This is a genomic window from Komagataeibacter ossonobensis, assembly GCF_057359305.1.
In genome coordinates this window covers 65783-78278 of sequence record NZ_JBXAYQ010000002.1, presented here as the reverse complement: position 1 = coordinate 78278, position 12496 = coordinate 65783, and the positions used below count along the sequence as shown (strand labels likewise).

The 12496-nt window shown below is 62.6% G+C and carries 10 protein-coding genes; all 10 read right to left on the bottom strand.

What is annotated here, in order from left to right:
• Nucleotides 1-133: 133 nt before the first annotated feature.
• The 10 genes from rplL to AC1RQ9_RS02600 all read right to left on the bottom strand — a co-directional run bounded on the left by rplL (nucleotide 134) and on the right by AC1RQ9_RS02600 (nucleotide 12421).
• Nucleotides 134-511, bottom strand: coding sequence for a 50S ribosomal protein L7/L12 (gene rplL / locus AC1RQ9_RS02645; RefSeq protein WP_010513091.1), 378 nt, complete (start codon nucleotides 509-511; stop codon nucleotides 134-136).
• 102 nt (nucleotides 512-613) lie between these two features.
• Nucleotides 614-1132 (bottom strand): 50S ribosomal protein L10, encoded by a 519-nt coding sequence (rplJ, locus tag AC1RQ9_RS02640; RefSeq protein WP_193732509.1) that lies wholly within the window; start codon nucleotides 1130-1132, stop codon nucleotides 614-616.
• A 285-nt stretch (nucleotides 1133-1417) separates the two neighbouring features.
• Entirely contained in the window at nucleotides 1418-2113 is a 696-nt protein-coding gene (gene rplA, locus AC1RQ9_RS02635) for a 50S ribosomal protein L1 (protein ID WP_193732510.1), read from the bottom strand.
• A 5-nt stretch (nucleotides 2114-2118) separates the two neighbouring features.
• Entirely contained in the window at nucleotides 2119-2553 is a 435-nt protein-coding gene (gene rplK / locus AC1RQ9_RS02630; protein ID WP_039732885.1) for a 50S ribosomal protein L11, read from the bottom strand.
• Nucleotides 2554-2665: 112 nt separating this feature from the next.
• Nucleotides 2666-4288, bottom strand: a complete 1623-nt coding sequence (locus AC1RQ9_RS02625) for an efflux transporter outer membrane subunit (protein WP_485985462.1) — start codon at nucleotides 4286-4288, stop codon at nucleotides 2666-2668.
• Complete coding sequence (locus tag AC1RQ9_RS02620; RefSeq protein WP_485985461.1) at nucleotides 4285-5571, bottom strand: efflux RND transporter periplasmic adaptor subunit; 1287 nt, start codon at nucleotides 5569-5571, stop codon at nucleotides 4285-4287. Before AC1RQ9_RS02620 ends, AC1RQ9_RS02625 begins: the two co-directional genes overlap by 4 nt.
• A complete protein-coding gene (locus tag AC1RQ9_RS02615) occupies nucleotides 5568-8756 on the bottom strand; it encodes an efflux RND transporter permease subunit (RefSeq protein WP_485985460.1) in 3189 nt (1062 codons plus the stop codon). Before AC1RQ9_RS02615 ends, AC1RQ9_RS02620 begins: the two co-directional genes overlap by 4 nt.
• 141 nt (nucleotides 8757-8897) lie before the next feature.
• Nucleotides 8898-10295 carry an ATP-binding protein gene (locus AC1RQ9_RS02610; RefSeq protein WP_193732514.1) on the bottom strand — a complete coding sequence of 466 codons (1398 nt, stop codon included), beginning with the start codon at nucleotides 10293-10295 and terminating at the stop codon, nucleotides 8898-8900.
• Nucleotides 10285-11022 carry a response regulator transcription factor gene (locus tag AC1RQ9_RS02605; RefSeq protein ID WP_193732515.1) on the bottom strand — a complete coding sequence of 246 codons (738 nt, stop codon included), beginning with the start codon at nucleotides 11020-11022 and terminating at the stop codon, nucleotides 10285-10287. Before AC1RQ9_RS02605 ends, AC1RQ9_RS02610 begins: the two co-directional genes overlap by 11 nt.
• A gap of 55 nt (nucleotides 11023-11077) precedes the next feature.
• Complete coding sequence (locus AC1RQ9_RS02600) at nucleotides 11078-12421, bottom strand: DNA recombination protein RmuC (protein ID WP_485985459.1); 1344 nt, start codon at nucleotides 12419-12421, stop codon at nucleotides 11078-11080.
• Nucleotides 12422-12496 lie beyond the last annotated feature (75 nt).

Genomic DNA, 12496 nt, shown 5'->3' with positions numbered 1-12496 from the left:
ACCGCCAAAGGCACCCGAAGCCTCGCGGCCAGGGTGCCTGTAACGCCCAAGGGGGCGGAAACCAGACGGTTTCCACCCTCACCTGAACAATCAGCCTGAGTGCGTCATAAACGACGCATCCCGATTGGCCAACTTATTTGATTTCGACAGAAGCGCCGTTGTCTTCAAGGGTCTTCTTGATCTTCTCGGCTTCATCCTTGCTGGCGCCTTCCTTGATGGTCTTGGGCGCGCCCTCGACCAGATCCTTGGCTTCCTTCAGGCCCAGACCCGTGATCGCGCGGATTTCCTTGATCACGTTGATCTTCTTGTCGCCGGCCTTGGTCAGGACAACGTCAAATTCGGTCTTCTCTTCAGCCGGCGCGCCACCAGCAGCGGCACCCGGAGCAGCAGCCACGGCAACCGGAGCAGCAGCGGAAACGCCCCACTTTTCTTCCAGCAGCTTGGACAGTTCGGCAGCTTCCAGAACGGTCAGAGCGGACAGGTCTTCAACAATCTTGTTCAGATCGGCCATAATTTTGGTCTTCCTAATTTATACACTGGTTGGCACAGCACAATCCCGTTTTTTCAGGAAAATGCCATTTTTTTGATAACCCGGCGGGCCGGGTCATAGGTCTCAGGCTGCTTCGCCCGTCTTGGCATAGGCACCAAAAACCCGTGCAAGCTGTCCTGCCGGCGCCTGCAGCACGCCTGCGATACGCGTGGCCGGCGTGGAGATAAGCCCCACCAGCTGCGCGCGCAGAACGTCCAGGGACGGCAGCTCGGCCAGAGCCTTGATGCTTTCGACGCCGAGCGTCTGGGCACCAAGTGATCCACCAAGCAGAACAAGCTTTTCATTGGTTTTGGCGAACTCGACCAGCACCTTCGCCACGGCCACGGGTTCATCCGCCCACGATAACGCGGTCGGCCCCTTCAGCAGCGGCTTGATGCCTTCGAACTGGGTCCCTGCCAGGGCGAGAGAGGCCAGCCGGTTCTTCGCGACCTTGTGTGTAGCTCCTGCCGCACGCACGCGACGCCGGAGTTCCGTCACATCAGCCACGCTCAGCCCGTCATTACGGGTGACGATGACCATGGACGTCTCAGCGAACACGGCTGCGAGGGAGGCAACAAACTCCCGCTTCTCCGTACGGTCCAAATCCCGTCTCCATCATCACCTGCCAGCAAAAAGCCGACAGGTAGGGTTTACCCTTGGGATATTCCGGCGTGCCGGTCATATCCCGGTTCGCCTGTCCTTTCAAACGGAACAACCAGTGCGGGCTTTCGCCCCGATCCGGCAATCCCCGTCTCCCGGTTGCAGCCCCTGCGGGCAATCAAGGCTTGCGCCACATCCGGTCATGGACAGGTTCGGAAAATGACGGCCAGGCCGCCATCTCCTGTTCCCCCACCCCTGTTACGGGGCGGGGTCATTCTTCAGCTGATGTCAGCCCGCGGTGAAAGCGGACGCGTCAACCGTAACACCCGGCCCCATGGTGGAGGACAGGGCGATCTTCTTCACATACGTGCCCTTCGCACCCGTGGGGCGGGCCTTCTGGACGGCGTCAACGAACGCACGGATGTTTTCGGCCAGCTTGGCTTCGTCAAACGACGCCTTGCCAACGCCGGCATGCACGATACCGGCCTTTTCCGCGCGGTATTCGACCTGACCGGACTTGGCTGCGGAAACCGCGCCCTTCACGTCCATGGTCACGGTGCCCAGCTTCGGGTTGGGCATCAGGCCACGCGGGCCGAGGATCTTGCCCAGACGACCGACCAGCGCCATCATGTCCGGCGTCGCGATGCAGCGATCGAACTCGATTTCGCCAGCCTTCACCTTTTCGGCCAGATCTTCGGCGCCAACCACGTCTGCACCGGCCGCCGTCGCTTCCTCGGCCTTCGGGCCACGGGCGAACACGCCAACGCGCAGGGTCTTGCCCGTGCCGTTGGGCAGGGACAGCAGGCCACGGACCATCTGGTCGGCATGACGCGGGTCGATGCCCAGGTTCATGGAGATTTCGACGGTCTCGTCAAACTTCGCCTTGGCGTTGTTCTTGACCAGGTTGATGGCCTCATCCAGGCCATACTGCTTCGTGCTGTCGACAGCGGCGCGGGCTGCGGTCAGACGCTTGTTCTTTGCCATTGTAATCAGCCCTCCACCACGTCGAGACCCATGGAGCGGGCGGAACCCGCCAGCATGCGCACGGCGCCGTCGATATCGTTGGCGTTCATGTCTTTCTGCTTCGTCTCGGCAATCTCGCGCAGCTGCGCGATCGTGACCTTACCGACGGACGCCGCCTTGCCTACCGTGGAGCTGCCCTTGGAAACCTTGGCGGCCTTCATCAGGAAGTAGGTGTTCGGCGGGGTCTTGGTAATGAAGCTGAACGTACGGTCGGCATACGCGGTGATGACGACGGGAATCGGCATACCGGGTTCGAGACCCTGCGTCTTCGCGTTGAACTCCTTGCAGAACTGCATGATGTTCAGGCCGCGCTGACCCAGTGCCGGACCAACCGGCGGGGACGGATTCGCCTTGCCGGCGGGGATTTGCAGCTTGATGTAGCCAACGATTTTTTTGGCCATATCCGGGGCTCCTGACTGTTTCACCCGGACCGCGGTTCTGGTGGCCCGCCCCCGCCCGGCATGGGCAGGGAGCGCGACCTCCCGCGTTCCGATAAGAGGCGCGCACCTACCGCTATTTGGCGGGGGCTGTCAAGTCCCCGTCATGAAATCCCTTGCCCGACAGGTCGAGGGAATCGGGACCGTTATCGACATTCACGCCACTGAAGGACCGCGGCATGCGCATATGTGTGTACTGCATGGGGCCGAAAGGCTTGAGCTGCTTGTTATTCGGCAGTTCCGCCGTGGTCCATCCGCCGCCCAGCGCACGGATCAGTTCCACCTGCGCCTGCATGTAGCGGGTTTCCACCTGCACTTCGGAAATGCGCGCCTGCAGGGCCGCGACCTGCGCCACCACCACATCCAGGTAATTGGTCAGGCCACCGGTATAAAGCTGCATGGTCATATTCTGCGTGCGCATGGAAGCCTGCACGGCCTCGGCCTGCTGTCCGGCCTCTATATTGAGGTCATGCGTCAGGCTCAGCCCGTCTTCCACATCCTTGAATGCATCCAGCACGATGGCGCGGTACTGGTCTTCCGCCTGACGGTACTGCGACCAGTTGCGCTGTACTTCCGCGCGCCGCAACCCGCCCTGGAACAGGGGCATGACCGCCTGCGCGGCATAGGAGTACATGCCGTTGGCGAATTTATCGAGTGTGAAGCCGTTATCCATGAAACCGGCTGTCGCGCTGAAGGTTACACGCGGGAAGAATGCCGCGCGCGAGACGCCAATGGCCCGGTTGGCCGCCGCCATGTGCCGCTCGGCACTGGCGATGTCGGGCCTGCGTTCCAGCAGGGTGGCGGGAATGCCGACCGGGGTCGCCACCTTGGGGAAGGTAATCTGGTTACGGGGCTGGATATGGAAACTGGTCGGGGTCACGTTCACCAGAATCGCGATCGCGTGCTCCATCACGGCGCGCCGGGCCTGCAGGTCCGTATCCGCCGCCTGGGTGGACGAAAGCTGCGTCTGGGCGCGCGACACGTCGATACCGGCCGCAATCGCGCCGGCCTGCCGCATCCTGGTGATCTTGACCGCGGTTTCGTAATATCGGATCGAGTCGAGATAGACGGCGTGCTGCGCATCCATGCCGCGCAGCTGCATGTAGTCATTGGCCAGTTCGGACTGGATGCTCAGCCGCGCCACCGCAAAATCGGCTGCCGCTGCCTGTGCCAGACGCTGCTGCACGCGCCTGCGGTTACGGATGGCGGACCAGAAATCCGGCTCCCATCGCGCGGCGGCGCTATACTGTTCGGATGACATGTAGATCGGGCCGGTCGATCCCATGCCACGCCACAGCCTGTGGTTCGACGCCTGGTTCTGGGACGCACCCGCCCCACCCGAGATCTGTGGGTACAGGTTCGACTGTGCTTCCGCCACGATGTCGCGTGCCTGGGTGAAGGTTTCCGCATCCGCCTGCAGGTTCGGGTTCAGGTGACTGGCGCGTTCTTCCAGTTCATCAAGGGTGGAGTCGTGAAAGACCTTCCACCAGTCCCCTCGTGCCGCGCCATCCTGCGGGGTGCCGAACTGCACTACGGCATCCCCCTTCCAGTTGTCGGGCAGCATGTAATGCTGGCCATGGTATTTCGGGGCCAGATCCACGCAGCCACACAGCGTGCTGGCGATTGCAGCACACCCGGCCAGCGAAAGCATGCGCCGGGACAGCATGGGACATGACGGGTCGCGTGGTGCGCCGTTCATTGGCGCACCCCCGTATCACCCGCATTGCTGTCGCCCGTGGGCATGGCCCGCACGTCATCGCCCTTGTCCACCGCGGGCGAGGCGGTTGCACCCGCGTCGTTATATCCCGGCGTCGCACCGACCAGATAGACCTTCTGGCCTTCCAGCAGCCCCGCCGACGGGTTGTTCACAATCCGGTCCTTTGGACCGATACCAGCCAGAACCTGCACTTTTGTCCCCAGATTGGTGCCAACCGTTACATTGCGCAGGCGGATGCGGTCATCGGCATCCACGACCGCCACCTGCATGCCCTGCGCGCGGAACACAAGGGCACCTTCGGGAACTATCAGGATATCGGGATCACCGGGTGCGACAAAGTGTACATTGGCATAGGAATCCGGCCACAGTTCACGCTTGTCATTATCGACCACCAGTTCGGTCGTCACCGTACGCGTGCCCGCATTGAACGCCTTGGCGGTCGCCAGGAACTTGGCCTTGAACACCCGCCCCGGATACTGCGGCACGGATACGTCACCTTCCAGCTTGGGGCTGATGATGTCGGCATAATCCTGCGGCACGGACACAAACACGCGCATGCGGTGCACGTCGGCCACGCTGAACAGTTCGGTTGCGGTGCCACGGGACGAGACATCGCCACCGCCCGCGTTCACATAATCGCCCACATCCGCCAGACGCGATGTCACCACGCCATCAAACGGGGCCACGATCTGCTTGAACGCGATCAGGGCGGCATAGCGGGAAACTTCATGCCGCGCGGCCTCGACCTCCGCCTCCCGGGCTTCGGCATTGGCTGCCTGCACGTCCACTTCCTGCTGTGACACCGCCTGCGTCCCCTGCAGCGCACGCCAGCGCCTGGCGGTGATCTGGGCCAGCCTGTACCGCGCCATGGCCACGTCAAAATTGGCCTTGGATGCCGCGTACTGCGCATCCAGTCCCGGCGTATCGATGGTGGCCAGGATCTCGCCCGCCTTCACCTTCGCGCCGATGTCCTTGTACCACATCTGCACATAGCCCGAGACCTGTGCGAATATGGGCGCCTGGTACCACGCCGAGATATTGCCCGGCAGGTCCAGCGTGCGGGTCTTGGGCCCCTTCTGCGGCAGGATGACCTGCACGCGGGGAATGGCCGCGTCCTGCGCCACGTCCTTCAGATGCGATACATGGATCCGGCGTTCAAGAATGCCACCCGCAACAATGGCGGCCACCACAACCCCACCCAGGGTGACATACAGCCGCGCGCGTCCGGACATGCGTGGCTTGGGGGTTTCGCCTGTGGCGGTCATGCGTGTTCTCCTTCGCCAGCGGCGGACTTCTTGGACTTTCTGGAATGGATCAGGGCGAATACGCAGGGAACGAACAGCAGGGTTGCGCATGTCGCCACCAGCAGGCCACCCATCACGGCGCGTCCCAGCGGGGCATTCTGCGAATTGCTCAGCGACATGGGCAGCATGCCGATGATCATGGCCGACGCCGTCATCAGCACGGGACGGATACGTTCATACCCCGCCTCGATCGCGGCGCGCAGTGCATCGCCATGTACATCCATCCGTTCCCGCGCGAAGGATACGACAAGGATGGAGTTGGCCGTGGCCGTGCCCATGCACATGATTGCCCCCGTCAGCGCCGGGACCGACAGCGCCGTATGTGTCAGGAACAGGCTCCACGCGATCCCCGCCAGCGCCCCGGGAAGGGCCGTGATGATGATGAACGGGTCCAGCCATGACTGGAAGTTGACCACGATGATCAGGTACACCAGCAGGATCGACATCGCCAGACCGCCGATAAGCTGGGTATAGGCCCCGTTCATGGTCTCCGCCTGACCACGGATGGTCAGGCTGGACCCCGCGGGCAGGTCCTTGCGCACGTCATCCACCACGCGGGCGACCTGCCGCGACACCGCGCCAAGGTCCAGCCCCTCGGTCGAGGCATAGATGTTGAACACCGGCATGATGTTGTAGTGCGAGACCTCGCCCGGGGTGCCGGTCTGCACGATATCGCTCAGGCCGCCCAGGATCTGCGGCGCCTTGTCAGACGGGTTGCCGTCCCCCTTGTCGATGGGAATGGTCTCAAGGTCGTTCATGGTCTGCAGGAACTGCAGCGGCGTCTGGATATCCACCAGATGCGAAACCCCGGTCTTGGGATCAAGCCAGTAGGTCGGCGCCACCTGCCCGCTGCCCGAAAGGACGGCCAGCGCGTTGTTGGCCACGTCCGCTTCGGTCAGGCCGGTGCCCAGCGCGTAGGTCCGTCGCGCATTGACGCGCAGCGTGGGCGTATTCAGCGGTTCCTGCACCGCCACGTCGGCAATGCCGGTGACATGGCGCAGCTTTTCCGCCAGCTTTTCGGCAAAGTCGAAATTGGCGTACAGATTGCGTCCCGTGACCTGCACATCCAGCGGCGCGGGCAGCCCGAAGTTCAGGATCTTTGCCGTAAGGTCGGCCGGCATGAAGGTGATCTCGGTGCCGGGGAATTTCTCCGCCAGTCCCTTGCGCAGGATCGTGCGGTATTTCGCGACGGGCGCTTCCTCATCCTTCAGCGTCACGGTCAGGTCACAGTCCTGCGCGCCAACGGTGGGCGTGGGGATGAAGGCCTGGTTGAGCGGGCTGAACGGCAGGCCGCAGTTGTTGACGATATTTTCGACCTGTCCGGGCAGCAGGCGTTCGATCTCGTAATTCACCAGCATGGAAATCTTGCCGGCTTCCGCGATCTTGGTGCCCATGGGCGCGCGCATGTGCAAAGCCAGCGCATTGGAATTGATTTCGGGAAAGAAGTCCTGCCCCGCGAACACCAGCAGCACGAGCGAGGAAAACGCCCCGATACCGAATATCGGCACGAACCGCCCGCGTATGCTGATCAGGTGTTCAAGGATGGCGCGATAACGGTTGCGGAAGGCAATGAATTTCCGCTCGAACCCCTGCTGGAAGCGACCGAAGATATTGCGCGGTTCCTGGTGCCCCCCCGCCGCCTTGGCCGCCGCATGGGCCGCGACCTGGGCTGCCAGCATATATTTGGCCATGGTCGGCACCAGCGTGCGCGACAGGATGAAGGACGCGATCATGGCGAAGATGATGGCTTCGGCCATGGGCATGAACAGCCAGCCCGCGACACCCGTCAGCTGGAACAGCGGCATCCACACGATACAGATACATAATGTGGACACGAAAGTGGGGATAACGATCTGGTTGGCGGCGTCGATGATGGCCGTTTCCAGATCCTTTTCCATTTCAAGATGGGCGTCGATGTTTTCGATCATGACGGTGGCATCATCAACCAGGATACCGACCGCCAGCGCCAGGCCACCCAGCGTCATGACATTGATGGTCTGTCCCGCCATGCCCAGCCCGATGACCGAACACAGCATGGCCAGCGGGATGGAGGTGGCGATGATGACCGTCGATCGCCACGACCCCAGGAACAGGAGCACCACCAGGCTGGTCAGCAGGGCGGCGGTGCCCATTTCCTGCACCACGTCGCGCACCGCCTCCTTCACGAAGGTCGAGGCATCGCCCAGCACGGTGATATCGACCCCGGGTGGCAACGTGCGGACAATGGAGGGCAGCAGCGCCTTGATCCCGCTGACCACCGACAGGGTGGAGGCGTCACCACTTTTCATGATGACGATCAGGACGGCCTGATGCCCCTTGACCAGCACCATGTTGGTCTGTGGCGGCCCACCGGCATGCACCCACGCCACATCACGCAGGTAGACGACGGAATTGCCTTCCTGCTTGATGGGCATGTTGTTGAAACTGTCTATTTCCTCGGGCGAGGCATTGGTCTGGACCATCCAGTCGAACGCGCCGATCTGCTGGTCACCGGCAGGCAGCACGATGTTCTGCTTGCCCAGCGCGTTGCCGATATCGGTCGCGGACAGGCCATGGGCCAGCAGCTTGCTCTGGTCCAGGTCAACCATGATGTTGCCCGGCTGGCCGCCATACGGGTTGGGAATGGCCGCCCCCGCAACCGATACCAGCGCAGGGCGGATCAGGTTGGAGGACATGTCATAGATCTGCGACGCCGTCATGGAATCGGACGACACCTGCAACGTCAGCACCGGCACGGATGATGCGTTGTAGGTCAGCACCAGTGGCGGCGTCATGCCCGCGGGCATCTGCTTGATGACGGTCTGGGAAACGGAGGTGATCTGCGTCTGCGCCACGGCGGTATCGGTGCCGGGCTGGAAGAATACCTTTACGATGCCGCGCCCGTAATAGGACTGGCTTTCGATATGTTCGATATTGTTGACCGTCGCGGTCAGGGCGCGTTCGTAATAATAGACGACGCGGCCGGACATGTCCTCGGGCATGAGGCCGGTATAGGTCCAGCAGATCGCAACGACGGGAATATTGATGCTGGGGAAGACGTCGGTTGGCGTGCGCAGCAGCCCACGGACACCGAATACGACAATCAGGATGGAAAGGACGACGAAAGTATAGGGCCGCTTGAGCGCGGTAACAACGATACCGTTCATGCGCGGCCTGTTTCCCTCCGTCCGGTCGGCTGACCTTCCACGGACCCGGGCCGGGACAGGTGGTGTCTGTACATATCTCGTCTCCCCGTCTGTCCTTCCGGTGTTAACGGGGGCACGACAGGTCGCAAATGAAATTTCAATTTAGTTTCCAGCCTGAATCAAGGTCGATGGTGGGAAAATGATACCCATTGTAACCCCCGGCAGACTGTCATGCACCCGCGACGGCATGATATCGAGCCGTGCGTGATGCAGCGCGAGGATGGCCGACACAAGGCTAAGCCCAAGCCCGCTGCCGGGGATGTGGCGACTTTTATCCGAACGGTAAAAACGTCCCATGACCGCCTTGCGTTCACCCGCCGGGATACCGATTCCGGTATCGACCACCTGCAGCAGCGCGCAGTCGCCACTCATGCGGGTGCGGATTTCAACCCGGCCACCTTCGGGCGTGAACTTGATGGCGTTGTCCACCAGGTTGGCCAGCACTTCGATCAGCAAGTCCCTGTCCCCCTGCACCTGTATCGGCGTGTCCGCGCCCGCATGCGACAGGATGATACCCTTGGTTTCGGCTATGGGTTCATACAGATCCACGATATCGGCTACCAGCGCGCCAAGGTCCACAGTGCCGAACCCCGCGCGCCTGCGGCCGTTCTCGATCTCGCCAATGCGCAGCAGGGCGGTGATGATGGAAAAGGACTGGTCCAGGTCATCTATGGTGCGGGAAATGACATTGCGCAGCGCTTCGGCCGAATGATCGGCATTCAGCGCGCGGTCAAGGCGGGCGCGCACGCGCGCCAGGGGCGTACGCAGGTCGTGGGCGATGTCGTTGCCCACGTCGCGTATTTCATCCAGCAACTGTTCCAGCCGGTCCAGCATGCGGTTGACGCTGCCCGCAAGGCGCTGGAGGTCGTCATTCTGTTTTCCCGCTGGCAGGCGTTCATGCAGGTCGCCTTCCATGATGCGGTCGATCGCCTCATGCATGTCCTTGACCCGCGACAGGGCGCGATGGCTGAGGATGATGCCGGTTATCAGCGCGAACAGGACGGTCGGCACGATCGAGACCAGCATGGAATGCCGCATCATCAGCCGCAGTTCGGTGCGCATGTGCCGGCTGCGTCCCAGCACCAGATAACGCCCCCCCCGCACCCGCACCGCCACCATGCGCAGCACGGTGGCGGACCCGCCGCCCATTGCCTCGGGTTCGATGACATGGACATGCCCGTCCGCCACCAGCCCGGTGGGCCAGTTATGCAGGTCGCCCACGATATAATGCTGCTGCGCGTCAAACAGCGTGGTGACGTTCATGATAATGCGCAGGTCATCGGTCGCGCGGTCGCGCACCTGCTGCTCAAGCTCGGAAGGGGGTTCACGCTGCAGGATGCTGGCTTCGCGCAGCAGCAGCGTGTCTGACCGCCGGGCCTCGAACACGCTGGCCTGGCTGTAGCCGAAAAAGAACTGCAACGCGGCTGAACAGATCATTGCCGCCACCACCGCCAGCGTCAGGCGGAAGGTGGCGGTACGGAACAGCTCATTACGAAGCACGCAGCATGAACCCCGCGCCCCGGATGCTCTGGATCAGGGGGGGCTTGCCGCTTTCATCGATCTTGCGGCGCAGCTTGCCGATATGCACGTCCACAAGGTTGGTCTGGGGAATGAAGCGGTAATTCCACACATCCTCCAGCAGCATGTTGCGTGTCAGCACCTGCCCCGGACGACGCATGAGGTATTCCAGCAGGCGGAATTCACGTGGCAGCAGGTCGATCGGCTCGCCATTACGCGTGACCGTGCGTTCGATCAGGTCCATTTCCAGCGGGCCGACACGCAGCATGGTATGGCGTGAAGTATCGGGCCTGCGCAGCAACGCCTCCAGCCGCGCGGCCAGTTCCTCCATCGCGAACGGCTTGGTCAGGTAGTCATCGCCCCCCGCCTTCAGCCCGCTGACCCGGTCATCCACCGCCGACAGGGCGGACAGCACCAGCACGGGTACATGCACCCTGCGCTCACGCAGGGTCTCGATCAGCGTAAGGCCATCGAGTTCGGGCAGCATGCGGTCCACGATCATGACATCGAAATGCGCGTTCAGCCCCATGGCCAGACCGGCAGCACCTGATTCCTCGTGCTGGACATGGAAATGGCGGCTTTCGAGTTCCTCCACCACTTCTTGCGCGATCTTGCTGTCATCCTCCACCAGCAGGACACGCGGCGCGGCCTCGCCCGTGGGGGCAACGGGCCCGGTTTCAGGACGGGGGGTTTCAGACGGAACACTCATCATCCCTTCCTTATGCAGCGCGTGCCGGAACAGGGCCAATTAAAATCGTTTTCAGCTACGCCCCGTATCCACCCGCCCCTTCGCGCGACCATGACGGCGCCATGTCAGCCTGTGCCCCGGCACCGTCGCCCGCGGCGGGAGCCGGGGTCGCGCCGCCATCATCCCCGGCGGGGGGAGCACCGGTATCCACATCCAGTTCGCGCAGCCTGCGGGTCACGAGGCCTGTTCGCCTGCGGGCCTCGTCGATCGAGGATGACATGGCCGACGCATTGCGGGCCAGTTTTTCCAGCACCCCGTCCATGCGCAGCATTTCCTGACGCGTGGCGCCCAGCAGGCGCGCGATGTCATCCGTGCGCCGTTCCAGCGCCAGCGTCACGTAACCAAGATGAATGGTGCGCAGCATGGCGGGCATGAGACCCGGCCCCATCACGATGACGCGATAGGTCCGGCCGATTTCATCCAGCAGGCCGGGAATCCGCGCAACCTCCGCATACAGCCCGTCGGTCGGCAGGTACAGGACGGCGAATTCAACCGTCACGGGTGGCACGATGTATTTGGTCGCGATCTTGCGCGCCTCGATCCGCAGGGTGGTTTCCAGCGCGCGGCGGGCGGCGCGTTCGGCGTCGGGGTTGCAGTCCTCCACCGCCTGAAGAAGGCGTTCATAGGCTTCGGTCGGAAATTTGGAATCAATCGCCAGCACCGGCGGGACCGTGGCCCGCACCGGCATGCGCACGGCGAATTCCACGACCTCCCGGCTGTCATCGCGCAGGCGGCGGTTGGTTTCGTACGCCCCTTCGGGCAGCACGTCGTCCAGAATGCTGCGCAGCTGGGATTCGCCCCATCCGCCACGGGTCTTGACGTTGGAAAACAGGCGCTTGAGGTCACCCACCTGCGCGGTCATGGCCGAAACCTCGCCCATGGCCTTCTGCATCGCGCCGATCTGTTCCAGCACGCGCTGGAAAGATGTCTGCATCTGCTTTTCCACCGCCTGATGCAGGCGTTCATTCACGGCGACACGCAGTTCATCGCTCTGCCGCCTGCCCTCCTCTGCCATTTCGCGCAGGGCTTCGGACTGCGTCACCCGCATTTCCGCAAGGTCGCGGCCCATCATGCGGGCAATGCGGTTGAAGGTTTCGGTCATTTCCTGATGCCGCTGGTCCAGTTTTGTCGACAGCGCGCGTTCGATTTCCGCCATGCGGGCGCGCTGGGCCTCGTTTTCCGCCACGCGGGCTGCGGTCTCACGCTCCGTCATCACGCACAGCCGCGCCAGTTGGTCTGCATCCCCCCCCTGTCCCGCCATAAGGGAAAGCCGGCGCAGAACGATCAGGGACAACAGGCATGACAGGGCGGCAAGCAGCATTCCGATCCACAAGACGGGCGATGCGGACAGATCGGGCATGGCGGAGTATTTCCCATCATAAAGAACAAAACATGTCCGTGCCCTGTAATGCGGGTGATGTAAACCCATCATGTT

Coding starts and splice junctions, on each gene's coding strand:
- rplL (WP_010513091.1), bottom strand. CDS start 511: ATGGCCGATCTGAACAAGATTGTTGAAGACCTGTCCGCTCTGACCGTT.
- rplA (WP_193732510.1), bottom strand. CDS start 2,113: ATGGCAAAGAACAAGCGTCTGACCGCAGCCCGCGCCGCTGTCGACAGC.
- rplK (WP_039732885.1), bottom strand. CDS start 2,553: ATGGCCAAAAAAATCGTTGGCTACATCAAGCTGCAAATCCCCGCCGGC.
- AC1RQ9_RS02625 (WP_485985462.1), bottom strand. CDS start 4,288: ATGAACGGCGCACCACGCGACCCGTCATGTCCCATGCTGTCCCGGCGC.
- AC1RQ9_RS02620 (WP_485985461.1), bottom strand. CDS start 5,571: ATGACCGCCACAGGCGAAACCCCCAAGCCACGCATGTCCGGACGCGCG.
- AC1RQ9_RS02615 (WP_485985460.1), bottom strand. CDS start 8,756: ATGAACGGTATCGTTGTTACCGCGCTCAAGCGGCCCTATACTTTCGTC.
- AC1RQ9_RS02605 (WP_193732515.1), bottom strand. CDS start 11,022: ATGAGTGTTCCGTCTGAAACCCCCCGTCCTGAAACCGGGCCCGTTGCC.
- AC1RQ9_RS02600 (WP_485985459.1), bottom strand. CDS start 12,421: ATGCCCGATCTGTCCGCATCGCCCGTCTTGTGGATCGGAATGCTGCTT.